30 protein-coding genes are annotated in these 24,960 nt (G+C 68.7%); 20 read left to right on the top strand and 10 right to left on the bottom strand.

Annotated elements, in window-relative coordinates; all coding sequences use genetic code 11:
- Nucleotides 1-259, top strand: a 259-nt coding sequence (locus tag AC2VOR_RS19300; protein WP_486964323.1) for a hypothetical protein, incomplete at its 5' end; no start/stop codon positions are given.
- A gap of 229 nt (nt 260-488) precedes the next feature.
- Here AC2VOR_RS19300 and AC2VOR_RS19295 read toward each other — a convergent pair.
- Nucleotides 489-647, bottom strand: a complete 159-nt coding sequence (locus AC2VOR_RS19295; protein ID WP_369739785.1) for a hypothetical protein — start codon at nt 645-647, stop codon at nt 489-491.
- Between the two features lie 239 nt (nt 648-886).
- On the opposite strand from AC2VOR_RS19295, the gene AC2VOR_RS19290 reads away from it, so the two are divergent.
- Nucleotides 887-1,069 carry a DUF732 domain-containing protein gene (locus AC2VOR_RS19290; protein WP_369739783.1) on the top strand — a complete coding sequence of 61 codons (183 nt, stop codon included), beginning with the start codon at nt 887-889 and terminating at the stop codon, nt 1,067-1,069.
- 54 nt (nt 1,070-1,123) lie between these two features.
- On the opposite strand, the gene AC2VOR_RS19285 is transcribed toward AC2VOR_RS19290, so the two are convergent.
- Entirely contained in the window at nt 1,124-1,570 is a 447-nt protein-coding gene (locus AC2VOR_RS19285) for a hypothetical protein (RefSeq protein WP_369739782.1), read from the bottom strand.
- Between the two features lie 271 nt (nt 1,571-1,841).
- On the opposite strand from AC2VOR_RS19285, the gene AC2VOR_RS19280 reads away from it, so the two are divergent.
- From AC2VOR_RS19280 to AC2VOR_RS19225, 12 genes are all read left to right on the top strand, one after another.
- Nucleotides 1,842-2,903 carry a zinc-binding metallopeptidase family protein gene (locus AC2VOR_RS19280; protein WP_369739781.1) on the top strand — a complete coding sequence of 354 codons (1,062 nt, stop codon included), beginning with the start codon at nt 1,842-1,844 and terminating at the stop codon, nt 2,901-2,903.
- Between the two features lie 4 nt (nt 2,904-2,907).
- Nucleotides 2,908-3,879, top strand: a complete 972-nt coding sequence (gene glsA / locus AC2VOR_RS19275; protein ID WP_369739780.1) for a glutaminase A — start codon at nt 2,908-2,910, stop codon at nt 3,877-3,879.
- A 277-nt stretch (nt 3,880-4,156) separates the two neighbouring features.
- Nucleotides 4,157-5,161: an MlaE family ABC transporter permease gene (locus tag AC2VOR_RS19270; protein ID WP_369739779.1), complete on the top strand. Its 1,005-nt coding sequence runs from the start codon at nt 4,157-4,159 to the stop codon at nt 5,159-5,161.
- On the top strand, nt 5,161-6,033 hold the full coding sequence (locus AC2VOR_RS19265; protein ID WP_369739778.1) for an MlaE family ABC transporter permease: 873 nt from the start codon (nt 5,161-5,163) through the stop codon (nt 6,031-6,033). The genes AC2VOR_RS19270 and AC2VOR_RS19265 overlap by 1 nt, the downstream gene beginning before the upstream one ends.
- 3 nt (nt 6,034-6,036) lie before the next feature.
- Nucleotides 6,037-7,098, top strand: coding sequence for an MlaD family protein (locus AC2VOR_RS19260; RefSeq protein ID WP_369739777.1), 1,062 nt, complete (start codon nt 6,037-6,039; stop codon nt 7,096-7,098).
- Complete coding sequence (locus tag AC2VOR_RS19255; protein WP_369739776.1) at nt 7,095-8,105, top strand: MlaD family protein; 1,011 nt, start codon at nt 7,095-7,097, stop codon at nt 8,103-8,105. The genes AC2VOR_RS19260 and AC2VOR_RS19255 overlap by 4 nt, the downstream gene beginning before the upstream one ends.
- A gap of 14 nt (nt 8,106-8,119) precedes the next feature.
- Nucleotides 8,120-9,121, top strand: coding sequence for an MlaD family protein (locus AC2VOR_RS19250; protein ID WP_369739775.1), 1,002 nt, complete (start codon nt 8,120-8,122; stop codon nt 9,119-9,121).
- Between the two features lies 1 nt (nt 9,122).
- Nucleotides 9,123-10,283 carry an MlaD family protein gene (locus AC2VOR_RS19245; RefSeq protein WP_369739774.1) on the top strand — a complete coding sequence of 387 codons (1,161 nt, stop codon included), beginning with the start codon at nt 9,123-9,125 and terminating at the stop codon, nt 10,281-10,283.
- On the top strand, nt 10,280-11,326 hold the full coding sequence (locus tag AC2VOR_RS19240; protein ID WP_486964322.1) for an MlaD family protein: 1,047 nt from the start codon (nt 10,280-10,282) through the stop codon (nt 11,324-11,326). Before AC2VOR_RS19245 ends, AC2VOR_RS19240 begins: the two co-directional genes overlap by 4 nt.
- Nucleotides 11,323-12,288, top strand: coding sequence for an MlaD family protein (locus tag AC2VOR_RS19235; protein ID WP_486964321.1), 966 nt, complete (start codon nt 11,323-11,325; stop codon nt 12,286-12,288). Before AC2VOR_RS19240 ends, AC2VOR_RS19235 begins: the two co-directional genes overlap by 4 nt.
- A 21-nt stretch (nt 12,289-12,309) precedes the next feature.
- Complete coding sequence (locus AC2VOR_RS19230; protein WP_486964320.1) at nt 12,310-13,014, top strand: hypothetical protein; 705 nt, start codon at nt 12,310-12,312, stop codon at nt 13,012-13,014.
- 10 nt (nt 13,015-13,024) lie between these two features.
- The gene (locus AC2VOR_RS19225; protein WP_486964319.1) at nt 13,025-13,801 is read left to right on the top strand and encodes a hypothetical protein; all 777 of its coding nucleotides are present in this window, start codon (nt 13,025-13,027) and stop codon (nt 13,799-13,801) included.
- Nucleotides 13,802-13,811: 10 nt separating this feature from the next.
- Here the strand turns inward: AC2VOR_RS19225 and AC2VOR_RS19220 are convergent, their stop codons facing one another.
- Both AC2VOR_RS19220 and AC2VOR_RS19215 read right to left on the bottom strand, forming a co-directional pair.
- Nucleotides 13,812-14,249 (bottom strand): hypothetical protein, encoded by a 438-nt coding sequence (locus AC2VOR_RS19220; RefSeq protein ID WP_369739769.1) that lies wholly within the window; start codon nt 14,247-14,249, stop codon nt 13,812-13,814.
- Between the two features lie 19 nt (nt 14,250-14,268).
- Nucleotides 14,269-14,949 (bottom strand): M15 family metallopeptidase, encoded by a 681-nt coding sequence (locus tag AC2VOR_RS19215; RefSeq protein WP_369739768.1) that lies wholly within the window; start codon nt 14,947-14,949, stop codon nt 14,269-14,271.
- Nucleotides 14,950-15,009: 60 nt separating this feature from the next.
- Here AC2VOR_RS19215 and AC2VOR_RS19210 point away from each other — a divergent pair, with 60 nt between their 5' ends.
- Together AC2VOR_RS19210 and AC2VOR_RS19205 are read left to right on the top strand one after the other, a co-directional pair.
- Nucleotides 15,010-16,518: a serine hydrolase domain-containing protein gene (locus AC2VOR_RS19210; RefSeq protein ID WP_486964318.1), complete on the top strand. Its 1,509-nt coding sequence runs from the start codon at nt 15,010-15,012 to the stop codon at nt 16,516-16,518.
- Nucleotides 16,519-16,640: 122 nt separating this feature from the next.
- Nucleotides 16,641-16,871, top strand: a complete 231-nt coding sequence (locus AC2VOR_RS19205; RefSeq protein WP_369739766.1) for a hypothetical protein — start codon at nt 16,641-16,643, stop codon at nt 16,869-16,871.
- Between the two features lie 20 nt (nt 16,872-16,891).
- Here the strand turns inward: AC2VOR_RS19205 and AC2VOR_RS19200 are convergent, their stop codons facing one another.
- Nucleotides 16,892-17,743, bottom strand: coding sequence for a phytanoyl-CoA dioxygenase family protein (locus AC2VOR_RS19200; protein WP_369739765.1), 852 nt, complete (start codon nt 17,741-17,743; stop codon nt 16,892-16,894).
- An 82-nt stretch (nt 17,744-17,825) separates the two neighbouring features.
- On the opposite strand from AC2VOR_RS19200, the gene AC2VOR_RS19195 reads away from it, so the two are divergent.
- Nucleotides 17,826-18,218 carry a nuclear transport factor 2 family protein gene (locus tag AC2VOR_RS19195; RefSeq protein ID WP_369739764.1) on the top strand — a complete coding sequence of 131 codons (393 nt, stop codon included), beginning with the start codon at nt 17,826-17,828 and terminating at the stop codon, nt 18,216-18,218.
- 15 nt (nt 18,219-18,233) lie between these two features.
- Here AC2VOR_RS19195 and AC2VOR_RS19190 read toward each other — a convergent pair whose 3' ends face one another.
- From AC2VOR_RS19190 to AC2VOR_RS19180, 3 genes are all read right to left on the bottom strand, one after another.
- Nucleotides 18,234-18,755: a DUF732 domain-containing protein gene (locus AC2VOR_RS19190; protein WP_369739763.1), complete on the bottom strand. Its 522-nt coding sequence runs from the start codon at nt 18,753-18,755 to the stop codon at nt 18,234-18,236.
- 211 nt (nt 18,756-18,966) lie between these two features.
- The gene (locus AC2VOR_RS19185) at nt 18,967-19,548 is read right to left on the bottom strand and encodes a DUF732 domain-containing protein (RefSeq protein ID WP_486964317.1); all 582 of its coding nucleotides are present in this window, start codon (nt 19,546-19,548) and stop codon (nt 18,967-18,969) included.
- Nucleotides 19,549-19,567: 19 nt separating this feature from the next.
- On the bottom strand, nt 19,568-20,269 hold the full coding sequence (locus AC2VOR_RS19180) for a TetR/AcrR family transcriptional regulator (RefSeq protein WP_369739761.1): 702 nt from the start codon (nt 20,267-20,269) through the stop codon (nt 19,568-19,570).
- A gap of 199 nt (nt 20,270-20,468) precedes the next feature.
- Here AC2VOR_RS19180 and AC2VOR_RS19175 point away from each other — a divergent pair, with 199 nt between their 5' ends.
- On the top strand, nt 20,469-20,858 hold the full coding sequence (locus AC2VOR_RS19175; protein ID WP_486964316.1) for a DUF4267 domain-containing protein: 390 nt from the start codon (nt 20,469-20,471) through the stop codon (nt 20,856-20,858).
- A gap of 34 nt (nt 20,859-20,892) precedes the next feature.
- On the opposite strand, the gene AC2VOR_RS19170 is transcribed toward AC2VOR_RS19175, so the two are convergent.
- Complete coding sequence (locus AC2VOR_RS19170) at nt 20,893-22,347, bottom strand: protein adenylyltransferase SelO (RefSeq protein WP_369739759.1); 1,455 nt, start codon at nt 22,345-22,347, stop codon at nt 20,893-20,895.
- A 109-nt stretch (nt 22,348-22,456) separates the two neighbouring features.
- Here AC2VOR_RS19170 and AC2VOR_RS19165 point away from each other — a divergent pair, with 109 nt between their 5' ends.
- Both AC2VOR_RS19165 and AC2VOR_RS19160 read left to right on the top strand, forming a co-directional pair.
- Nucleotides 22,457-23,374, top strand: coding sequence for an HpcH/HpaI aldolase/citrate lyase family protein (locus AC2VOR_RS19165; RefSeq protein ID WP_369741700.1), 918 nt, complete (start codon nt 22,457-22,459; stop codon nt 23,372-23,374).
- A gap of 20 nt (nt 23,375-23,394) precedes the next feature.
- Nucleotides 23,395-24,090 (top strand): mycothiol-dependent nitroreductase Rv2466c family protein, encoded by a 696-nt coding sequence (locus tag AC2VOR_RS19160; protein WP_369739758.1) that lies wholly within the window; start codon nt 23,395-23,397, stop codon nt 24,088-24,090.
- Between the two features lie 9 nt (nt 24,091-24,099).
- Here the strand turns inward: AC2VOR_RS19160 and AC2VOR_RS19155 are convergent.
- On the bottom strand, nt 24,100-24,960 hold an 861-nt coding region (locus AC2VOR_RS19155; RefSeq protein ID WP_486964315.1), incomplete at its 5' end, for an HNH endonuclease.

Raw genomic sequence — 24,960 nt, 5'->3', positions numbered from 1 at the left:
CGAAGCTTCGATCAATTGCATGATCGCACCGCTCGCCGCACCCAACGTTTTCGGTCCCACCGATGTCTCCGGGAAGTGGCAATACGTTGTCATGTTGGCTATAAAACACGGGATTTCTCGTGAAGAAATTATAAAGGACAAGCTGCCGGCTGATTTCCCGACCACTGTGCAAAAGCTTAAGTGGGTTGCTGGTCGCGTCGAGAAGTATTTCCGCATCGCACACGAGGACGTCCTCAAAATGGGAGGGCCGGAGTGCTGAAAGTCGGCCCCGTGAATATGGTCGGGCGGATGTAGTCCCATAGCAACGCCATGACTCCGTCGAATTACATCGTCTCGGACATTAGTCTTGGTCGGATCGTCCAGGGCCTGTGTGCGCATCCGAGATGAATGAATGCCGCGGAATCGACCTATTGGCCCTGGTCGGCGATCGGCACGACCAGGGCGGCGCGGCCGCGACGTTCCAAACGGCTGTGTCTTGCGCCGGTGGGTCAGCGGTGATGCGGCGGTTGTTCGTCGCGGAGCCGGTCCTCGTCCCACGCCGCGCGCACCTGATCCTCGTCGCCGAACCTGTCCAGGTCCTCGGGGGTGACGCGCACCCGCGGTGGTTCCGGCGCGGCCGGTGGTCGATGCGGGGGCTCGGTGGGCACAACGCGATTGTCTCAGTTCCACGTCCCGCACGGTTCCGCGACGACCGATCGACCGTCGACATCCTCGGCTTTGCGCGCGCCTCGGCTCAGAAAGGGTGCCCAATGTTCCTACCTCGCCGGCTGATTGCACTGGCCATCCCTGTGATGGTCGGCGCTGCCCTGACCTCAGGCATGGCGATCGCTCTTGCCGACAGCAACGACAGCACGTATCTCGCAAAGCTGCACCGGCTTGGGATCGTGTGGCGCCGGGCGGCGACAACGACCTGGTGGCACTCGGGCACGCGATCTGCGTCGACCGCAAGGCCGGTGCGACGCCGGATGAGATTGCGCAGGAAATCCGCCCCGAGCTCTCTTCGGTAGGCATCGCGTTCGCCGACGCCACCGGCATCGTCAGTGCCGCGGAATCGACCTACTGCCCGTAGCCGCCGACCGGTCCCACCGCAGCGCAACGATGTACGGCAACGCAAGTGCGGTGGTCAAAACGGCATCGGTGCGTTGTAGACGGTCGCGGTCTGGCTTTGGACGGGGTCGGTGCAGCTGACCGTGACGTTCCACAGCGTGCCCGTCGGCAGCTCGGGTGCGAAGTTCAGCACCTGCTGACCACCCTGGGGCAGTTCGAATGTCTGGTTGAGCGGCGCCATCGGAGTGCCGATGCCCTGGAGGACGTCCATGGTCCCCAGCGTGGGCGTGGCATTGAAAGTACAGGACCCGTACGTGCCGGGGTTCCCGTTCCCGCTGGTGTCGGTGACGGTGACGCGTAGACTCGGAACGTTGTTCATCGTCGTCGGCTGGAACTTGACGCTGGCGGTGTTGATGCTGGCGGTGTCGGCCTGGGCAATCGCTGCGCTCACGCACAGGGCGGCGAAGGCGGCCAGGCCGAGCGCCGGGAGGACCCGTTTCGTGGTCGTGCTGTAGGGGTTCACGGGGTGTGTCCTTTCCGCGGTGCCCCCCACCGTTTGTCGCCCTCAGGGTAGTGACAGCGACGACCCGGCGGCGCTCGCCACGCCGCACGGCATGGATGTTTTCGCGGATTTGCGGGCGAGCCGAAGCAGGGCCGATCGGCGTGGCCGGGCCCCGGCTGGCCTACGCTCGCTGGTTAGCGAGTACGGACTTGGAGGGCAGATGAGCAACGACGCGAGGGGCTCGAAGCCCCGACCCCCTGTCCGCTCGGACGGCACCACCAAGCTTTGAACCGTGCGTGCGTTCGGATGCCCGAAGTGCGGGCAGGCGGTCGGTTTCGAGGCGCAGGGCTGCCCGACGTGCGGGGCGGCGGTCGGCTATCACTACCCGTCGCGCCGGATGCTGGCCCTCTCGGGGCGGGCCCCGGTGGTCGTCGACGACCGTCGGTGGACACAGTGTGCGCACTGGAGGCGCGGGTGCAACTGGCTCGCCGCCTGTGACTCCGGGTCGGAGCGGTGCTTTGCCGACGGTTTCGTTCGTCGGGAACCCGCGGCCGACGACACCAAGGCGCTGGCCGAACTCGACGACACATTGAAGACGTTGCGGCGGTTGATCTTCGAGTTGATCGAGCTGGGACTGCCGATCCGGCCGTACCACCAGGCCGACGACGGGCTGGCGTTCGACCTGTTGTCGAGCGAATCGTCGGGCGGCCCCGTGACGATCGGGCATGCCGACGGGGTGATCACCATCGACCTGGCCGAGTCGCTGGAACTGTACCGAGAGCGACTCCGCATCCACTTCAAAGAGCCTTACCGCACGATGCTGGGTCATTTCCGTCACGAAGTCGGCCACTACTACGAGATGATCCTCGTCGCGAACACGCCCCTGGCCGAGGAGGCGAGGGCCTTGTTCGGCGATGAGCGCGAGGACTACGAGGCTGCCCTGCAGCGCCACTACAGCGGCGTCGTCCCGGCCGACTGGCAGTCGGGCTACATCTCGGAATACGCGACCGCGCATCCCTGGGAGGATTTCGCCGAAAGCTTCGCGCACTATCTGCACATCACGGGAACCCTTGCCACGATCGCGGATTCGGGGCTGGTGCTGCAGGCCGACAGGGTCAAGTGGGACCTGAGGGCGGACATCGACGCAAGGGAGTCCTATGCCGACGCCACGATTGCCGACATCGTGGGGGACTGGATACCGTTGTCGGGGGTTCTGAACCGGGTCAACCACTCGATGGGCCGCGACGACCTGTACCCGTTCTCGCTGCCGCCGCGTGTGGTCGACAAGCTCGGCTTCATCCACCGCGTCGTCACCACCGCCGCCGCCGGCCATGCTGCCGCCGAAGAGAATTGAACCGATGACTCTTATCGCCACGCCAGCCGATCGGATCGAGGAGGCGGTTGTCGACGCGCACGACAGCCAGAAGGACAAGCACGGCGGCGAGAACGCCAGTTACATCCCGGTCCTGGCGAAGGTGGACCCGGATCTGCTCGGCGTGTGCGTGGTGACGGTCGGCGGGCAGATATTCGCCGCGGGCGACGCACGCTACGAATTCGCGCTGGAATCGATCTCCAAGGTGTTCACGCTCGCCCTGGTGATCGAACAGCGCGGCCCCCAGGAGGTTCTCCACCGGGTCGGCGCCAACGCCAGCGGCCGCGCCTTCAACTCGGTGGCGGCGCTGGAACAGCACAACGACAAGCCGATGTCGCCGCTGGTCAACGCCGGCGCGATAGCGACGACCAGCCTGGTGAAGGCCGCCGACGCCGAGGACCGCTGGCGTCAGATCCTGCAAGTGCAAAGCGATTTCGCGGGCCGTCAGATCTCGGTCAGCGACGAGATCAACGCCTCCGAGCAGGACACCAACTTCCACAACCGCGCAATCGCCTGGCTGCTGCGCGACGGCGGCTCCATCTACTGCGACCCGATGGAAGCCTGCGACGTCTACACCCGGCAGTGTTCGACGCTGGTCACGACCGTGGACCTGGCGGTCATGGGCGCGACACTGGCCAACGGTGGGCTCAATCCGCTCACCGGCAAGCGGGTCGTCGCACACGGCAACGTCCGGTACGTGCTCGCGGCGATGACGATGGAAGGCATCTACACGCGTTCGGGCGACTGGGCCTACACCGTGGGATTGCCCGCTAAGAGCGGTGTGGGAGGTGGGCTGGTTGCCGTGGCGCCCGGTCAACTGGCGATTGCCGCGTTCTCGCCGCCACTGGACGAGGTGGGCAACAGTGTGCGCGCCCAAGCCGCCGTGGCGCAGGTCGCCCGGACACTGGACCTTGGACTGTTCGACGTCCCACTCCGCGGCGACCAGGCAAACGGATAGCTCCGCCGATCTCGCCGGCGGCCCGCGACCCGTTCGGCGCGGATGCCCGACTGCATGGGTCGGCCGCGCTGACCGCAGATCCGGACCCGGCGGGCACCCGAGCGGCCGACGCCGCGCCACGGTAGTGTGGCGTACGTCACACTAAATCCTTTCCCCGGACAGAGGCCCGGCCCGCTGGTAAAACGCAACTGGGTACCGCTGTTGGACACACGACTAGCAGGCTCGCACATCTGCCGGGGTGGGACGCCGTGACAGCAATTTAAGGAGGTACCTGCCGTTGACCGCAGGGGTCCATGACGCGACGGCGGCTCGACCAGCGAGTCAATCAGTAGGCAACGGCCTACCCGACCTCGATGTCGACGCGGGCATCACCACCAACGGCGAACACTCCGATGCTGCGGCGAGGACGCCCGGCGCGCGAGAAGATCGCCGGGCCGACGCGGACGGGTCGATCGGCCACCAGGTCCTCGCCGGATTGGGCAAACCGCTGCGGTCCGGCCGCAACCAGCTCGATTCCTCGTTGCAGACGCTGGGCCGCTTCTTCGACCTGGCCGCGCAGTCCTTCTTCTACCTGATCGTGGACGCGATCCGGCTGCGCCACCCGTGGCGGGACACCGTCAACCAGGCCTGGTTCATGATCAGCATCACGGCGATCCCCGCGCTGCTGGTGTCGGTACCGTTCGGCGTCATCGTGGCGGTGCAGGTGGGCAACTTCATCCAGCAGGTTGGCGCTTCGTCGATCTCGGGTGCGGCCGGCGGCCTCGGGGTGATCCGGCAGGGTGCGCCCATCGTGGCCGCGCTGTTGCTGGGCGGTGCGGCCGGTTCGGCGGTGGCCACCGATCTCGGCGCTCGCACCATTCGCGAGGAGGTCGACGCGCTGCGGGTCATGGGCGTCGACCCGGTGCGCCGGTTGGTCGCCCCCCGGCTGGCGGCGATCGTGCTCGTGGCGCCGGTGCTGTGCTCGTTCATCGTCTTCATGGGGCTGGCGGCGGGCTACGCGATCAATGTCGGCTTCCAGTCCGGCACCCCGGGCAGCTATATCGCGTCGTTCGCTTCCTTCGCCAGCGTCGGCGATGTCGGCGTCGCGGTGCTCAAGACCTGGTTGTTCGGGGTGGTCGTGATCCTGGTGGCCTGCCAGCGGGGCCTGGAGGCCAAGGGCGGTGCGCGCGGTGTGGCCGACGCCGTCAACGCCTCGGTCGTCATCGGCGTGGTCGCGGTGTTCGGCCTCAACCTGGTCATCACCCAGGGGCTTTCGATGTCCATGCCGCTGAGACTGGGCTGATGGCGGCTCCGTCACGACACCTACCGCTCGGCCTGCTCACGGCCGCGCGCGCCACGTGGTGGGTCGCCGGCCGGGGCGACTCGCTCGTCCAGCGCCTGGGCCACCAGCTCACGTTCCTTGCCGAGGTGCTCGGCGCGATCCCGCACACGCTGAAGCGCTACCGGCATCAGACCGGGGTGCTGTTGGTCGACATGATCTGGGGCAACGGGTCGCTCATCGTCGGCGGCGGCACCATCGGTGTGCTGGTGTTCATGGGCGCGGCGGTCGGTGGTTCGGTCGGGATCGAGGGCTACGGGGCCCTCGACATGGTCGGGATGGGCCCGCTGACCGGTTTCGTCTCCGCCTACGCGAACACCCGGGAGATGGCGCCGATGATCGCCGGGATCGGCTTCGCGGCCCAGGCCGGGTGCCGCATGACCGCCGAGATCGGCGCGATGCGGATCTCCGAGGAGATCGACGCGCTGGAAGCGCTTGGCATCCAGTCGATTCCGTTCGTGGTCACGACGCGGGTGATCGCCGGGATGATCACCATCGTTCCGCTCTACGTGGTGACGCTGGCATTGAGCTACATGTCGTGCGTGCTGGTGGTCAACGTGCTGCACGGACAGTCGTCGGGCACCTACTACCACTATTTCGACTCGTTCATCCAGCCGTCCGACGTGGTGTTCTCGCTGCTCAAGGCGGCCACCTTCGTGACGCTGGTGATCGCGATCCACGGCTACCAGGGCTACTACGCCGCCGGGGGCCCCGAGGGGGTCGGACGGGCTTCGGGCCGGGCCATCCGGGCCAGCATCGTCACGGTGGTCGCCGCCGACATGGTGCTGACGCTGTTGTTCTGGGGCAACAGCCCCGGTGTTCGGATATCGGGGTAGGGCATGCCCATCTTTCCAGATCAGGGGGTGCGGGCGCCCAGTTCGCGCTCGTTGCGGATCCGGGGACTGATCGCCGCGGCGGTACTGGGCATCGCGGGCATCGCGCTGTACCAAATGGGGACCGGCGGCTATGCCGACGCGTTCAAGCTGACCGTGGTTGCCGACGCGATCGGGGAGGGGCTGACGCCGGGCGCGGAGGTGAAGTTCCGCGGCCTGACGATCGGATCGGTCAAGACGCTGGAATCGTTCGGATACAACAGGCAGAAGATGACGGTGGAACTCGAGCCGGGGCAGGCGCGCGTCCTGGCCGCCGACACCACGGCCAGGTTCATATCCTCGAACACCTTCGGCCTCGCGGCGGTCGAACTGCTCAGCAGCGGCACCGGCCCCCGGTTGCGGCCGAACCAGACGCTGTTGATCGGGGCCGACGTGCCTTCGGCCTCCATCACCGGGCTGCTGCGCCAGGGCCAAAAGCTCGGCCAGATCATCGATTCCCCGGACGTCGATCACATCATCGAAGTCGTACGTCGCCACGCCGACCTGACCGAGCCGGTGGCCCGGGCCTTCTTCGACCTGGCCAAGATGCTCGTCGACGCCCAGAAAGTGCCTTTCTCGCAGTCGCTTTCGGTGTTCGCCTCGGTGGTCAACGGGGCCAGCGACGCCATCCCGCTGATCAAGCTGGCCTACGACCTGCTCAACGGGATGGAGTTTCTGGCGCACCCCGACGGGGTCGCGCGCATGAACGCGATCCTGGACCAGACGGCGCAGCTGCTCTTCAAAGCCGACAACGTCTTCGCCAAGAACGTGTCATGGATCGCGCCCATGGTCGCCTCGCTGACCGACGTGTTGAAGCCGTACTCCTACATGCAGGCCAGCTTCGCGCCGGTGTATGACCGGCTCTCGGGTCTGCTGGACCGCACCAGTGCGGCGTTCCCGGTCATCGACGGCAAGGTGCGCATGCAGATCGAGGTCGCCCTGGACACGATGCCGGGGCTGCCGGCGGCCCTCGGGCCGAGCGCGCCACCGGGTCCGCCCGCGCCGGCGCCGCAGGGGGCTGGCCGATGAGAAGCGTCACCAAATCGGTGGTGTGGCTGACCGTCTTCACCGCGGTCGCCGTGGTGTGCGCGCTGATCGTGCTGACCGCCCTGCGCAGTCCGGTCACCGGCGTGGTCTCCCGCTACACCGCGGCGTTCTCCGATGTGTCGGGGCTCTACGCCGGCGACGACGTGCGCATCTCCGGGGTGCAGGTCGGCAAGGTGGAGACCATCCGGCTCGACGGGCGCATCGCCAAGGTGGACTTCACCGCGCAAGACGATCACCCGGTGTTCGCCAACACCGTCGCCGCGGTGCGCTACCAGACCCTGCTCGGTCAGCGCTACGTCGAGCTCGTCCAGCCGGCCAAGCCGGCGCCACGGTTGCCGGCGGGGAGTCTCCTTCCCCTGGAACAGACGATTCCGTCGTTCGACGTGGCGAAACTGTTCAACGGGTTTCGGCCGATATTCCAAACCCTTGACCCCGCCCAGTTCAACCTGCTCGGCGAGAACCTGCTGCGGCTGATCCAGGGCGACGAATCCGGCGTCGGCCCGTTCCTGCACGACCTCGACGTCATCTCCAAAGTGGCCGTGGACCGCCAGGCGGTGATCGTCGCCGTGATCCGCAATCTCAGTTCGATCTCGCGGGACCTGGGTGGCAAGTCCCAGCAACTGTTTCACCTGATCGCCACCCTCAACGACGTGCTGACAAAGTTCGGTTCCAAGGCCGAGGAGTTCCGCGATGCGCTCGAGACCGGGCTGCCCGTCCTGCGGACCAGCGCCCATCAGCTGCAGTACATCGAGCGGATCTTCGACGGGACGACGACTCCGCTCTACGACCTGACCAGCCGGATGTGGCCGCAGACGCCGACGATCATCGCGGGGCTGTCGCTGGTGCCGTCGCTGATCCAAGGGATACGGGACTCACTGGTCGACGACAAGCCCGCCACACCGACGTTTTCCTGCTCGCACGGCGAGATGACGCTGCCGGGGATCGGGCAGGTGTCGTTCGCGCAGCAGAACCTGGTGGTGTGCCGGTGAGGTGGGGCAGCAGCATGGGGCGTCGGCGCGTTGCTCTCGACGAGCGTGCCGCCGCGACCCGCAGCCGCCGCCACGGCATCATCGGCTTGGTCGTCATCGCCGCGGTGTTGGCCGCCACCGCGATGGCCTATCTGAATCCGACCGATCAGTCGTCCTACACCGCGGACCTGCCCAACGCCGCCGGTGTGCGCGTCGGCGACCAGGTCCGCGTCGCCGGCATCCCGGTCGGCAAGGTCACCAGCATCGGGCTCGCGGGCGCCGTCGTCGAGATGAAGTTCGACGTCAAGCGTTCGGTGCAGGTCGGCTCGCAGTCCACCCTGGACGTCAAGCTGCTGACCCCACTGGGCGGCCACTACGTGGCGCTCGACCCCAAGGGCGGTATACCGCTGGGCCACAACGTCATCCCGCCGCAGCGCGTCACCTTGCCGTTCGAGGTCAACGACATCCTCCAGGCGGCGACCCCGATGATCAAGGAAGTCAACGGCCAGGTCATCCACGACACCTTCAGCGAGGTGGCCAGTGCGGCCGACAAGTATCCCAACGCGTTGCGCGACTTGATCCAGTCGGCCAACGCGTTGACCACGTCGTTGAGCAAGACGACCGCCGAGTTCCACCGCAGCCTGGATTTCACCAACAATGGGCTGCATGCCATGGTCGCCGGGCGCAGGCAACTCGTCACGCTGTTCGAGCAGATCGACATCATCGGCAAGACGTACACGGCGAAGGCGGTCGACATCGTCGAGTTCTTCACCCTGTTCAAGGAATTGTCGAGGATCTTGGACCGCGTTACGGTGTTCTACGGCCGGGAGGTCGCGCCGATCGTCAACGGGCTCAACGACATCATCGACACGCTGCAGGCCCATCCCGACCGGCTTGGCCTGGCGGCCGAGGGCCTGGGGCAGGCGCTGGGCGTCGTGATGCCGATGCTCAGCGGGAACGGGGTCGTCTTCGACGAACACAACCGGCTGGTCCCCGGGCAGGACCTGTGCCTGCCCAACATCATGAGGAACTGTTGAGATGCCCTGGATTTCGGCTGTCGGCTCGCGGTTGCGCTCCCCGCTGGGTATCGCGGCAGCGGTGGTTCTCGTCGCCGGGATCACGGCGGCGGCGTTCTTTGGCGCCCAGGCCGTCCTGCCCGCCAAAACCCGGGCGATGTGTGCCGAATTGACCGACGCGGTGGGCCTGTACCCGGGCAACAAGGTCGCGCTGCTGGGCATCGACGTCGGCGCGACGACCGCGATCGTCAACAAGCCCGACCACGTCGAGGTCGACTTCACCGTGCCCGCCGACCTCGACTTGCCGGCCGACGTCGGAGCGGTCACCTACTCGCAATCGATCGTCACCGACCGGCATCTCGAACTGACCAAGCCCTACACGTCGGGGCCGAAGTTCACCGGGCCGGGCTGTATCGGGCTGGCGTACACCAGAACCCCGATCAGTGTCAGCGAAACCTTCTCGGCCATCGGCAAGCTCGCCGACGACATTCTGGGCCCCCAGCCCGGCCAGGACCCGTCCCGCGCCCCGGGCGTGCAGGCCATCAACGACAGCTTGCGCGCGGCCGGCCGCTCGCTGGACGGCACCGGACCAGGCCTCAACCAGACGCTGCGCAATCTGGTCACCATGCTTGCCGATCCCTACAAGGCCGACGCCGAGTACCGGCAGCTGTTCGAGAACAGCGAGATCTTCACGTCGGGCTTTCTCAAGCACTGGGACACCTTCGCCTCGGTGGTCGCAACGCTGCCCGCCACCACCGAACTGATCGAGGGCCTGTCGGACAATTTCTCCGCGGCGCTGAGCCACATTTCGCACCTGCTGCCGATCCTGGTGGAGGCCATGAACCGGTGGGCGCCGCGGCTCTATCAGAGAATCACCGACAAGCTGATCCCGTGGGTGCGCGACGTGCTGAACCGCTACACCCCGGCCATCCTGGGCACCATCAAGTCGTGGCCGCAGTTCAGCCACTGGTTGTCCGACATCTACGAGCCGGCGTGGGGCACCCACAACGTCACCTACATCCCACCGCAGGTGGCGATTTCGCCGACGCAGGCCGGGGCCATCTGCGACGTGCTGCGCAAGCGTCACACCCCCGGGGCCGCCGCGGCGTGCGCGTCGGACACCCCGTCGGATCCGGTCACTCTCGGGCTGACCGATCTCATCCTGGGGGCCGCGCTGTCATGACCCGGCGATCGGCGCGTGTTGCCTGCCTGCTGCTGGCCGTGCTGGCCATCGTGTCCACGGCGGCCTGCTCGCTGGACCCGACCCGGCTGCCGGTCCCGGGCGCCTACACCCCCCACCACGCCTATCGGATCAAGATCGAGTTCTCCAGTGTGCTCAACCTGCCCGCGCGGGCCAAGGTGGACTCCGGCGGTATCCAGATCGGCGTGCTCGACCACGTCGCACTCGACGGCAGCAAGGCGGTCGCCTACGTCGAGATGTCCGGCGACACCACGCTTCCCGACAACACCCGCGCCGAACTGCGCCAGGCGACCCCACTCGGCGACATCTACATCGCGCTGCTGCCGGCCGCCAAACCGTCGGCGGGGGTGTTGCGCGACGGCGGCACCATCCCGTTGCGCAACACCGAACCTGCCACCAACGTCGAGGACGTCCTGCGGTCGGTGTCGAACCTGGTGGCGGGCGGGGCGATCGGCACGTTGCGCGATACCGTGGTCAACTTCAACAAAGCCTTCCCGCGGGATCCCGCCGCGCTGACCCGGATCCAGCACACCATCGCCGGAGTGCTGAACGACCTTGCGGCCAACCAGGACACCATCAACGGGATCCTGTCGAGCATGGAGAACATCAGCACGAACCTGTCGGGCAACACCGATGTGTTCAACCGGCTGGTCGCCGAGGGCCCGGCGAAGCTCGAAGGCCTGTCGGCGATCACGCTCGCCATCGTGCGGCTCGTCGCGGACTCCAAAGGCATCGACGAACTGGGCGGGCAGGTCATCAACCCGGTCGCCGGCGACTGGATGGAGATGCTCTCCTACCTCACGCCGTGGGTGGGCACCGTGGCCACCGTCGACACCACCATTCCGGTGCTCGCCGACAAGATGATGGCCTTGATCCGCACCAAGCTCATCCCGTTCTTCCGCCACGGGGGCCCGAAATACACCATCTCCGAACTTCATCCACCGACCGGGCATGAGGGTGTGGACCCCGCCGACAAGGCCGACCAGGCGGTCTCGGCGATGCGGACGATGGGGTTGCTGCCGTGAAGTTCAATGCCCGGATCACGCTGGTCATCCTGACGGTGATGACGCTGCTGGGCGCGGTGTACATGGCGGTCGGCGTGCTCGAGATGGACCCGACCAAGCAGGACACCCGACTCACCCTGCTGCTCAACACGTCCGGCGGCCTGCTCCCAACGTCCGAGGTGACCATGCGGGGCATCAAGATCGGCCGGGTGACCGGCATCCGCACCACGACGACGGGGCTGGCCGTCTCGATCGACCTCGATCGCGCGCACCCGGTCCCCGCCAACAGCGCGATCAGCGTGGAAAATCTCTCCGCGGCAGGCGAACAATACATCGACTTCAAGCCGAAGCTGATTGCGCCGCCGTACTTTTCCGACGGGGCGGTGATCCCCGCGGACCGGGTCGCGCCGACGGTCACCGGAAGCGACCTGCTGACCAAGGCCAATGCCCTGATCTCCGCCCTCGACCCCGACAGCGTGCACACCGTCACCGGTAGCATCTCGGCGGCGTTCGCCGGCAACGACGACACCCTCGATTCCCTGGCCACCACCGCCGGCCTGGCCGCCAAGGTGGTCCGCGACGACAAGCAACTGATGGCCACGCTGTTCAGCAACATCTCCACGCTGACAACCAATTTGGGTGAGGTCCACGCGGCCGAGGTGATCAGCACGACCGGCCAGCTGCTGCCGAACTCGGTGCCGGCGTTCTTGCGGCTGATCCATGAAATCGAAACCCTGTCGCACAGCGGGCTGGGCGTGATGGGCCCCGACGATGCGGGCGGGATCCTGATCTCCAAGATCAGCGAATACGTCGACATGCTGGCCGGCCCGTTGAGCACCTTCGCCCCCGTCCTGCTCCCCGCGGTCGCGCCGCTGCGCGACATCAAGGTGGACGCCGGGCACTGGCTCGACTTCTGGGAATCGACCTTCAACGACACCGGCGGCGTGCGGGTGCAACTCAACGTGCCCGAATGGCACCAGTAATCGAGCACAGAAAGAACTGAGATGGCCAAGTCAACGACCAGCGACGACGAAACAACGACGGAGACCGAGCCCGAGGCCCCCGAGAACGCCGAGAACGCCGTGGACGCCGAGGAGGCCGAGCGGACCGAGACCGCCGGGCGGCGGCTTTGGCCGCGGCGGCCGTGGCGATGGGCCGCCGCCGTTGCGGCGGCGGCGGTGCTCGCCGGCGCCGTCTTCGGGTTCCTGAAATATCGCGACGTGAGCGGCGAGCTCGCGCAGCTGCGCCGGCAACAGGCCGACCGCGCGGCCGCGGCGCAGCTGGCCAAGGATTACGCGCTGAAGTCGCTGGCCTACAGCTTCGAAGACCCCGACGCCTTCTTCCGCTCGGTCGAAGACGGTGTGTCGCAGCAACTCAAGGACAAATACGTCAACGCCACCGACGTGCTGAAGAGCATCATGTTGCAGGCGCAGGTCACCTCCACCGGTGAGGTGCTGGCCACCGACCCGGTCGCCCAGCCCGGCGGGGTCTATCAGGTGGTGGTCTCGGCCCACCAGACCACCCGCAACCTGCAGAACCCGACGCCCAAGGTGTCGATCATCCTGCTGCAGGTGACCGTCAGCAGGGCGGGCAACGGGTGGCAGGTTTCCGACATCGGTCCCAAGACCGGCTCCCACCCGCCCGTCGAGGAGCAGCTGCCGCCGCCCGAGGCTCCTCCCGCGCCGCTCAAGCCGGCGCCGAAGCGCTAGGTGCGCGGCGATGAAGCGGCTGTCGGCGCCGGCCGTCACGCTGGTGGCCATCGCGGTGACCGGGTGCCTGACGTGCCCCACCGCGGCCGCCGATACCACGCTGCCGCCGTGCCCGCAGCGGACCGCGGTGATCAGCCCGAAAGCCACGTCTCCGCATTCGGATTGCCAAATGCAATCCGGCGCTTTGAATTTCGCGGTCACCTACTTCAACGTGCCCGAGCTGCCGCGGCCCAGGGCGGTGAAGGTGACCGTGACCGGCCCGGCGGGTGAAACGGTGCAGACCATCGACGAGCTTCTGGAGCCCTCGAGCCCGGGCGGCGTCGGCTTGCAGGACATCGACGAGGACGGCCGCGAAGAGCTGATCATCCCGATCGCCCAGCACTTGTTCAACGGCGGCGCGAACACCCGGTTCTCGGTGTGGCGGGCGCCGGGTGACCGTCTCCACTTCGAACGCACCCAGATGGTCGGGCAGGCCGTCTACCCCAGCGGAGACGGGTACCTGGTCACCAACGGCGGCGGCCTGGACAGCCGGGACCTCACCTTCTACCTGCCGACCGGGGCCGGTTACACGCTGGTCGTGGTCCTGACCATCGAGGCCGAGCAGGTCGACCCCGACACGCACCGGGTGCTGACCGTCATCTGCCGCGCCCACCAGGAGGACGGCCTGCACGCCGTCGACATGACCGCCCACCAGGCCGAGGACGCCTTCTGCGCATCCCCGGCCGCCATGGCCATCTGGCCCGGCGCCGAGCGCCTGTCGGTCCGGAAGTGGCGCCCGGGGACGTAGCGACCGGCCCTTACGGCGCGCAGTAGTCGCGCGCCGCGGCCAAGTTCTCTCTCGCCTCGGCGAGATCGCCGGCGAGTCGTTGCGGGCTGGCCGGTCGGTAGGGGTCGCTCCCGTCGATCTGAGACGCCAGCATGTCCGACCGAAGCCGCAGGTCCACCGCCGCCGCACTGCGCAGGCCGTGCAGCGGAGCCAGCGCGTTGCGGATCTGGCTCGCCACGTACGACGGTGTACCGGAAGGAGATACCAAATTGAACTCCTGCTCGAGCCGATCCGCCGCCGGCAGGATGACGCTGCACTCCCCGTCACCGGCGGCGCCCGCCGGCGGGGCCGTCGGGCACATCGTGGCCGCGCTGACCGCGAGCAGCGGCGCGATCAGGGGTCTGCGCACCCGCCTGATCCGCTCGACGCGGCCGGGCTCCTCGGTCAAACCGTCGAATGAGCGCGACATGGCGTGCCATCCTTCCAGGTCATCCCGGCGTCTGCTCGAAGTGTTGGTAGTCCACGGGAACCGTCCAGTCCCCACCCCATCGCCAGCCGCGATCGGTGAAGACCCGTACCGCCGGGTCGCCGCGGTGCAAAAGTCCCGGGTCGGTGCGGCCGCGGTTGAGGTAGAGCACCGCGTTGCGCGGTTGGAATGTGCCGTGGGCGTACAGGCACGGGTTGACCAAGGGATTGACGTCGATGGCGCGGCCGTAGGCGTGCGGGGACCAGCGGCTGCTCCCGGGGATGCCCCGGCAGTTGAACGCCGACGTGTTGTCGTCGGCCATGGACAACTCGTCGTCGGCGGCCGGATAGTGCTCGGCTGTGCGGATTTTCTCGATCGGAAAGCCCAGCCGGTACAGCCGCTCGAAAATGGTGATCACCTGCGGCACCAGGTCTTCGTGCACGATCAGCTCGCCGCGGTGGGTCCGGCCGTCGAAACCTATGTGGTCGACGACGACCCGGCGCAGCCGCTCCGGCACGACCGGGCAACCCGGCCGCCAGCTCGCCCCCAGCTCGGCGGCGGTGACCGGGGCGACCGTCGGCCCGGCCGGTGCCGACGGCGGCGGCGCCGCGGGCGGCGGCGGTGTGGCCGCAGGAGGCGGCGGCGCCCCGGCGCACTGCGCCAGCACGAAACCAGCCGCCGTCACCGCCGCCAGTACGGCCACCCACCCCCTGCAGGGCGTCAACGGGGACGAATCCTCATCAGACCGATCTACCCTTGCGCTATGTCGATGCGCAAGGCCGTCGCCATCGCAACCGTCTTGCTGGCGCTCGTCGCGGTCTCCTCGCGCCGCCTCACCACGCATCCGGCCCCGGGCGACGGCGCGCGGGTGACAACCGCCGTGCCGGCCGCGGCGCCCGCCCCCGCTCCGCCGGTGCCTTTCGGGCCGCTGGACGCGGCCGCCGGGGCCCGGTTCGCCGCCGTGTCCACGCTGCTGAACGAGGCGGTGGCGGCGGGTGAGCTGCCGGGGGCCGTGGCGGCGATCGGGCATGGCGGCACGGTCGTCTTCCACCGGGCGTACGGCGAGCGCAAGCTTGCCGGGGAGCCGGGGCTGGACGGGTCGCCCGCACCCGCGGAGCCGATGACCGAGGACACCGTCTTCGACATGTCGTCGTTGACGAAGTGCCTTGCGACCGCGACCGCCGTCATGCAGCTCTACGAACAGGGCAGGGTTCGGCTCGACGATCCCCTGCAGGCGTATCTGCCCGGCTTCAACCCGGCGAACGACCCGCAGCGCGCGAAGGTGACGGTTCGTACGTTGCTCACGCACACCTCAGGCGAACCGGGCGACGTCGATCTCGCCGATCCGTGGGGGCTGGATCGCCCCGACAAGACCGAAGGCATTCGTCGCGCGCTCACCACGCCGCTGCAGTCGGTTCCCGGCGCGGGTTTCCGCTACTCCGACATCAACTTCGTCCTGCTCGGTGCGCTGATCGAGCAGGTGACCGGCGACGCGGAGGACGTCTATGTCCAGCAGCACGTGTTCGCGCCGCTCGGCATGAAGGACAGCCGCTACCTCCCGACGGCCAAGGCATGTGGCCCGCACACGCTCAGCGGAGCTGCGGTGACCTGGTCCGCGCCGGCGGGCCGTGCGCCGGCCGCCTGCCCCGCCGGGGCGTGGCGCACCAGTCTGCTGCCGCGCATCGCACCCACGGCTCGCGACGAGGAGAGCGCCGCCGATCCCGGCAGGAATCCCGACTACGGTCGCCTGCTGCGGGGCGCCGTGGACGATCCGACCGCACGCCGCATGGGCGGCGTGGCCGGGCATGCCGGTGTGTTCTCGACGGCGCACGATGTCAGCGTCTATGCCCAGGCCCTGCTCGATCGGCTCGCGGGCCGCCCGAGCACCTTCCCGCTGAAGCGGGCGACGCTGGAGCTGATGACCAGCCCCGAACAACCCGGGCACGCCCCCGCACAACTCGAAGCGGCCAACGACGCGCTGCGCTCTGCCGCCGCGCGCTATCCGGCGGTCCGGGGACAGAACCTGCGCGGCCTCGGCTGGGACATCGACACCGGTTATTCCGTCCCGCGCGGGCTGGTGTTCCCCGTCGGCAGCTTCGGCCACACGGGGTTCACCGGGACCTCGCTGTGGATGGACCCGGGCTCGGACACCTACGTGCTGCTGCTCTCGAACGCGATCCAGGTGCGGGGCAGTCCGCCGACCACCAACCTGGACGGGAAAGTGGCCACGGCGGCGGCGCGGGCCCTGCGTCTGTACGGGGCGGCGCGGTAGGCCCGCAAAAAACCGCGGGCACGCGGCGCGCCGAACTTGTTTGGCCCGCGCCAGATCGGGAAACTGCTATTGCACAGCTGCCAGCTATGTACTCGGGACATCGAGCAGAAAGAGGGCCGGCCGTGACGGTCAAGAATTCCACCGGCTTCGCCGGCGCCGTTCAGGAGGCCGTGGTGGCCGTGCTCGACGCCATCGTCGCCGTCGGCGAGGAACGGCGCGGGCGCCTGCAGGACGCCAAGCTGGCGGTCGAGAAGGCCCTGCATCACTCCCACAGCGGCGAGGAATGGCATCTGGCCGAGCACCTGCGCCGTGGGATCAAGGACGTCGAGTTGCGCGCACCCGACGTCGCCTGAGAGCGGCGTCGTCCCGGCGCCTACGAGTCGAGCAGCCGCAGCGGGTGCAGGCCGTCGACGGCGCCGACGAACGGCGGGTGGATGCTGTAGCCGAGCATCCGGCGGATGTCGTCGGAGACCGCCCGAGCGGTTTCGCGCGGCACCGACAGGGTGAAGGCCTCCATCGGCCGCAGCCACGGCTGGCAGTACTGGGCGGTGACGGCAAGGCGATCGTGGGTGGTGGTGTTGGCGCCGCCGCCGTGCCACAGGGTGCCCACGAAGAAGACACACGAGCCGGCGGGCATGACCACGGGCAGCGCCCTGTCGTCGGGACCCGGCCGGCGCTTGCCCCAGCGGTGGCTGCCGGGAAAGAGCACCGTGGCGCCGTTGTCCGCGGTGAAGTCGTCGATCGCCCAGATCGTGGCCGCAGCCAAGGGGGCCCGCGGGCGCGGAATCGGGTAGAACCCGTCGTCGTGGTGGGCCAGCTGGGCGGCCTCCCCGGGCTGGATGTTGATGGCCTGCAGCGCCGAGAGCAGGTAGTTGGGCATCAGTAACCGGTCGAGCACCGCCAGCACCCGCGGGTTGTCGACGAGCCGGTCGCACACGCGCGTCCTGCTCAGCAGGCTGTAGATGCGCTGGGTGCGCCGGCCCTCGAAGGAGTTGCGTCCCGTGTGCCCGAGCCCCGGGCGCACCGCGTCACGGATCTGCCCGCATTCCTCGGCGCCGAGCAGGTTCTCCCACACGACGTAGCCGTCGCGGTCGAGGGCCGCCAGGTCGGCGTCGACGATCGCGTCGCCGACCGAGCTGCCGCCGCTCGGCGTCCACTTGTACCGCTGGGCCAGGTCGCCCCTGAGGTCCTCCAGCGTGGTGACGGACTCGTCGTCGATGTTCATTGGCACGTCCCTGTCGTGGTGGCGCTAGGGCCCACACTAGGCCGGGTTCGCCCCGGTCCACACCGAACGCTAGCTTTGCGGTGTGACACCACCGGTGATCGAACGCTGGATCGAGATCGTCGACACCGGCCGGACCGACGAGCTGCGCGACCTGCTGGCCGAGGACGCCGTCTTCCTTTCCCCCGCGGTGTTCACGCCGCAGGAGGGCCGGGACAAGGCGGTGGCCTACCTGGCCGCCGCCGCGAAGCTGTTCTCCGGCAACGGCTTCCGCTATATCGAGAAGTGGTATGCCGAGCGCTCCGCGGTGCTCGAGTTCGTCGCCGACGTCGACGGCATCCACGTCAACGGCATCGACATGATCCACTGGAACGACGACGGCAAGATCACCTCGGTCAAGGTGATGCTGCGGCCGCTCAAGGCGCTGCAGGCCGTCATCCCCGAGATGGGCAGGCTGCTGCAACAGCCGGAGGCCTGAGGGGCCTGAGGGCCGCTACTTCTGCGCTTCCGGGCAGTAGACGCGGATCGCGGCCTGCGTCAGATTCTCGGTGTCGGCGCGGGTGAACTTCGGCGACCACGAATTTCCGTCGGCGACGTCCTTGTTCTCCGCCGCCAGGATGTTGTCGACCACCGACTCCAGCGGCTGCGGTGTCGGGGGCAGCAGCGAGAAACACGTGTGATGACCGAACTCCATGAACCGCTGCCGAACGGCCTCGGTCCCGTTGTCGACGATGCCGTAGGAGGCCAGCGCCGTGAGGAACGCCCCGTCCGGCCCGTCGCTCAGCGACGGCGTCTTGTGCGAGGGCGTGACCGTCACCGTCTGCGACCCGGGCGAGGTCGCGGTCTTGTCGCGCAGGAAATAGGCGCCTACCGCGCTCAGGCCCACCACGGCGGCGATGGCGATGGACGCGGCGAAGACGAGGGACCCGGCGGACTCGGTCCAGGACGGGCGGCGGCGCCGCGGACGCGGCGGAGGCGCCGACTCGGTCGGGACCTGGTTGTCCTCGATGGTCATGCGCTCACTCCTCTGCCTCCCCGAATGATCGCCACGGCTGCATTCACCGCGGAGACCGCGCCCCCACCCTGTCAGGTTTGTCGAGGTCACGCCAAGTCGAGCGCCGTCGCGCAGCGGGCGACGGCACGCGCCGCATGGGACTCATCGGTGACTCGGATCCGTTGACGATGCGCCCGATCGTATCGCCGACGCGTGCCGCCGGGTAGCCCCGTCAGCCGCCGTCGACCAGGTTGTTGTGTTGCGGACAGTAGGCGTGGACGGAGATCGTCACATAGGTGTCGGCGTCGGCGCCCATGCCCGGATTGCTCGCACGGAACTCGTTGACGACCTGCGGCACCGTCATGCCCCGGCTGATGTTCTGGCACACCATCTTGCCGTTGTAGATGGCGGCCTGGGGATCGGCGAAGGAGATGCCGCGGTCGTTGAGGTCCCGGACGTACTTCTGGTCCTGCTGCGGTGTGGAGGCGATGGACGACGGCGCGGCCGAGGACGCCGTCGAGGTCGCCGGCGGTGCGCCGCCTTTCGCCGGCGCCGGCGAGTCGGACGGGCTCATCAACCAGAAGGCGAGCACGATCGCCCCCGCCACCGCGAGACCGCCGACGAGCAACACAGCGGCTTTGCGCCAAGTCGCTTGCCACGATTGACGATCCGCGGGCGGCTCGCCAGCGGAGCCCGCGTCGTCCTCGCGCGACCACGCGGGTTCCACCGCGTCCGGACCCGCCGAAGCGGGCGCGGCCACGGTTTCACCACCGTCGGGTGTCGGTTCGTCGGCAGCCGGTACCGGCTCGGGCATGACGGCCATGCTAGCCATGTCAGTCCAGGGGCGGATCGTCGGCGATCTGTTCTATCGTCTCCGGCGCCACGCCGAGGCCGCGCAGGCAGAACCGGATCGCGCGTTCGCGCACCTCCGCGCGTTTGGCGTGACCCGCCGCCCACTGCTGCTGGGTGCCCGCCCAGACCACGCCGTGGATCGACTTGGCGGCGACGGCCGGAACGATGCCGCGAAAAACGCCGAGCTCCACGCCCCGCTCGAGTTGCTCGACGAGCGGCTCCAGGATGGCCGTGTAGGCGGGGGAGACCAGCTCCGGGGAGTTGAGCACCGTGGCGGGGGCATCCAGGGGCAGCTGGCGCAGCTCCGGCTTGACGCTGTCGTTGAACGCCAGATCGATCCGCCCGTCGATCCAGGCCGCCACCGCCTCGATCGGCGTCCCCGCGGTCGCCATCTTCGCCTTCAACCGCCGCACTTCGGCGTGCGTCATCTCCATGAAGACGGCTTCGACGAGCTCGTCCTTGGATTCGAAGTGCCGGTAGAACGCGCGTGTGCTCAGCCGGGCGTGCTCGAGCACCGCGGCGACGCTGAGGCCCCGGACCCCCTGCTGCCGAACGGATTCCGACGCTGCCGCGACGATGGCGCGGCGCACGTCGGGATCGGGAGCGAGCTTGTTGCGTCGCGTTCGTACCTGATGCCCCACGTGCGCCTGCCGTCGTGTGAGCGGATCCCCCTGGTCCGTCATAGATAATCAAAATAATGCGCAAATCGCTTGCGGGCATCCACTTTCGCCGGAATGTCGCGATGTCGGCGACACGGGCGGCCGCCGGAACGCCCCCGGTCGCCCCGGCGATCGGTTTGCCATGTGGGCATCGCCGCCCTCCCAGCAGTGCCCTTGGTGGACTCCTGGTTTGCCGGGGACGGGGAGCATAGGCTTGGGGGCCATGACGATCGACCGCGCCGCGCTCGTTGCCGGCAGCATCCGGTTTGCCTCGGGCGTGTCGTTTCTCGTCGACCCCCTGCGCGCGAACCGGCTGTGGGGCGACGCGGAGGAACCGGCGCCGACGGCGCGGCTGCTGCTGCGCTCGATGGGCTACCGAGACGCGCTGATCGGCGGCCTGCTCGCCGCGGCGGCGTTGCGCGGCAAGGACACCCGCGGTTGGTTCCTCGCATCGGGCGGCGCCGACGCTGCCGACCTGCTCGGCGGAATCAGCGTGCTTCCCGAATTGAGGCCCGCACAACGGGTTATCGGACTCGGCGGCGCGGTGATCGGGGTCGGCGTGGGGCTGTGGGGCGCGGCGCGCCGGGGTGCGGGGGAGCGGCCGCCGGGCTGACCGGCGAGATTCGTTGGCGCAGGGCCGCTTCGGCTCAGGTGCCGCAGAACGTTCGGTAGGCGCCGAAGTCCTCGGGGGCCGGGGCGGCGTACCGCTGCAGGCCCGGCCGTTCGTCGTAAGGGGCCGTCAAGGCCTCGAGGAGTCGTTCGAGCGGTTCGAGATCGCCGTCGGTGGCCGCACTCAGGGTCTCCTCGACCAGATGGTTGCGGGGAATGTAGACGGGGTTGGTGCGGTCCATCGACTCCGGGTCTGGGTCGAGGGCCCGCCAGCGCGGCAGCCAGTCGTCGAAGCCAGCGGTGTCGTCGAACAGTTCGCGGGTGGGCCCGGCATCGCCGCGGGCGGCCCGGCCGAGGTGGCGGAAGAAGGAGGTGTAGTCGACGCGGCCCGCCTTCAGCAGGGCGAGCAGTTCGTCGATCAGGTGCGCCGCGCCGGCGTCGGCGGAAAGGCCGAGTTTCGCCCGCATGCCGGGCGCCCACACGGCGTCGTAGCGGGTGTGGAACACCCCGAACGACTCCTCGGCGAGCCCTACCGCCTCCTCGGTGCTCTCCGAGATCAACGGCAGCAGCGTCTCGGCGAAGCGGGCGAGGTTCCACCCGGCGACGGCGGGCTGGTTGCCGTAGGCGTAGCGACCCCAGAAGTCGATCGAGCTGAAGACGGTCTCGGGGTCGTAGGCCTCCATGAACGCGCACGGTCCGTAGTCGATGGTCTCCCCGGAGATCGTCATGTTGTCGGTGTTCATCACCCCGTGCACGAACCCGATCAGCATCCACCGGGCTGTCAGCGACGCCTGGGCGCCCACCACCGCCTCGAACAGCGCGAGGTAGGGGCGCTGCGCGGCGGCGGCGGCGGGATAGTGGCGCGCGATCGCGTGGTCGGCGAGGCGCCGCAGCAGGTCCGCGTCGCCGGAGGCGGCGGCGTACTGGAAGCTCCCGACGCGCAGGTGGCTGCCCGCCACCCGGGTGAGCAGGGCGCCGGGCAGCTCCGTGTCGCGCTGCACCGGGCGTCCCGTGCCCACCACGGCCAGCGACCGTGTCGTCGGCACGCCCAGCGCGTGCATCGCCTCGCTGATCAGGTACTCGCGCAGCATCGGCCCCGTCGCCGCCAGGCCGTCACCGCCGCGCGCGAAGGGCGTGGGACCGGAGCCTTTCAGGGCGATGTCGCGCAGGTGCCCGTGCTCATCGGCGAGCTCGCCCAACAGCAGGGCGCGGCCGTCGCCCAACCGGGGAACGAACCCGCCGAACTGATGCCCGGCGTAGGCCTGGGCCACCGGGGTCGCCCCGTCGGGCACCAGGTTGCCCACCAGGAAGCGCAGCCCGTCGGGGCCGCGCAGCCACGCGGGGTCGAGACCGAGTTCCGCGGCGAGGCGTCCGTTGAGCACGAGCAACCGCGCGTCGGGAGGCGTCTCGGCTTGCCAGCGGACGGCCATCTCGGGCAGGTCGCGCAGGAAGCGGTCTTGCAGAGCAACGGCCATGTGCGGGGTGACGCTCACCTCATCGAGCCTACGGAAAACCCGGCAGCTCGCGCCGCGCCGTTGTCAAGGCCGCTACGGTTGATGGCGACACCCTCACCACGGAACGAGCATGACGACGGATCAATCAATGTACGAGCAGGTCAACAGCCACGCGGTGGATCCCGCAGACATCGGGTCGCGCATCGACCCGGTCCTGGCCCGCAGCTGGCTGCTGGTCAACGGCGCGCACGCCGACCGGTTCCAGTCCGCGGCGCACTCCCGCGCCGACATCGTCGTCCTCGACATCGAGGACGCGGTGGCGCCCAAGGACAAGGCCGCCGCCCGCGACCACGTCGTGCGCTGGCTCGGCGCGGGCAACACGGACTGGGTCCGCGTCAACGGCTTCGGCAGCCCCTGGTGGGCGGATGATCTCGCCGCGCTGTCCGGCACCCCCGTCGGGGGGGTGATGCTGGCGATGGTCGAATCGGTCGACCACGTCGCCGAGACCGCCAAGCGGCTGCCCGACGTGCCGATCGTGGCGCTGGTCGAAACGGCCCGCGGCCTGGAGCGCATCACCGAGATCGCCGCCGCCAAGGGCACTTTCCGGCTGGCCTTCGGCATCGGGGACTTCCGCCGCGACACCGGCTTCGGGGAGGACCCGTCCACGCTGGCCTACACCCGGTCGCGTTTCACCATCGCGGCCAAAGCGGCCGGCCTGCCCAGCGCGATCGACGGGCCGACCATCGGCTCCAACCCGCTCAAGCTCATCGAGGCCACGGCCGTCTCCGTCGAGTTCGGGATGACCGGCAAGATCTGCCTGTCCCCGGAGCAGTGCGCGGTGGTCAACGAGGGGCTGTCCCCGTCGCAGGACGAAATAGCCTGGGCGAAAGAGTTCTTCGCCGAGTTCGAGCGCGACGGCGGCGAGATCCGCAACGGGTCGGACCTGCCGCGCATCGCGCGGGCGAGCAAGATCCTCGAGTTGGCCCGCGCCTACGGCATCGAGGTGTCCGAATTCGAGGACGAACCGGTGCACTCGCCTGCGCCGTCGGACACCTACCACTATTGATCACTACCGAGCAGGTCCCGATGAGCGACTCCGTGGATTTCCACTTCGACCCGATGTGCCCGTTCGCCTACCAGACCGCGCTGTGGATCCGCGACGTCCGGGAGCAGGTCGGGATCACGGTCAACTGGCGGTTTTTCAGCCTCGAGGAGATCAACCGCGCCGACGGCAAGAAGCATCCGTGGGAACGGGAGTGGTCCTACGGGTGGTCGCTGATGCGCATCGGGGCGCTGCTGCGCCGGACCGACATGGCCCTGCTGGACCGGTGGTACGGCCGGATCGGTTACGAGTTACACGCCGCGGGTAACAAACCGCACGACCCGGCGGTGGCGCGCCGCCTGCTCGAGGAGTTGGACGTCGACGGGGAGACTCTCGACGCGGCGCTGGCCGACCCGACCACCCACGACGAGGTCCGGGCCGACCATCAACGGGTCCTCGACGCCGGCGGCTACGGTGTGCCGACGCTGTTCCTTTCCGGTCAGTGCCTGTTCGGCCCGGTTCTGGTCGACCCGCCGACCGGTCCGGACTCCCTGAAGCTGTGGACCGTGGTGACCGGCATGGCCGGGCTGCCGCACGTCTACGAGCTTCAGCGGCCCAAGGCGCGGGCCGACGTGGAGCTCATCGGCCGCCGTCTGCGCCCCTACCTGCACGGCCGCGACTGGGTGAGCATCGACCGCGGTGAGGTCATCGAGGTCGAGAACCTCGCCGATCGCGGCTGACGGGGTCGCCTAGGCGGCGTGTCGCGCGAGCGTGATGCCGATGCGGGTTTCGAGTTCGCTGCAGTCGATGGTGGGTGCGCGTGGTGGGGCTTCTGAGCGGTAGGTGTGGCCGGTGGGGGTGGTGTATTCGGCGGTGTGGGTGTGGGTTTCGTCGGTGCTGGTGGTGACGCGCCAGCCGGGGCTTTCTTTGGTGTAGTTGCAGTGTTGGCAGGTGCCCAGGCCGTTGGTGACGGTGGTGGGGCCGCCGCGGGCCCAAGGTTGGGCGTGGTCGCGGTGGCGGATGGGAGCGTCGCAGTAGGGAGTGCGGCAGCGTCGGTCGCGCAGGTCGATGAAGGCGGCCAGCCCGCGGGGAAACAGGCGTGCCCGCGATTCCATGGCCACCAGGGCCCCGGATCGTGGGTGGACGTAGAGGCGGCGCAGGGTGGCTCGCGAGCGCGCGTCGGCGGCGGCGTTGTGGACCAGGTTGCGGGCCACGGCCGCGGGGATGGGCCCGTAGCCGGCCACCTCGGCCGGCGCATCGTCGCCGCCCAGCAGCGTGTCGTCGGATAGGACGAGGTTTACCGCAACGGGGTCGGGCACCACGGCCGGTCTGCCGGTGATGCGTTCGATGAGGGTGTCGGCCATGATCTGGCCGCGGGTGCGGTCGTCGAAGGTGGTGTCGGCGGCGCGTTTGAGTGCCGCGTAGACCGCTACGCCTTTCGCCACGGGCAGCAGCGCGGTCAGATAGGTCATGGTGTCGGGGGCGGGCCGGATGGTCACGGTGCGCTCGCGTTCGGCTTTGGCGGCGCGTTCGACGCCGGCGTGCGGGTCGAGGCGGTAGGCGATCGTTTTGGCGGCCGCGGCGATGCGGGCGTCGCCCATGCCCTCGAG

It is taken from the genome of Mycobacterium sp. TH-M103 (assembly GCF_057473785.1).
Note: the sequence above shows the minus strand (reverse complement) of the source record. Positions and strands in the feature narration are given on the sequence as shown.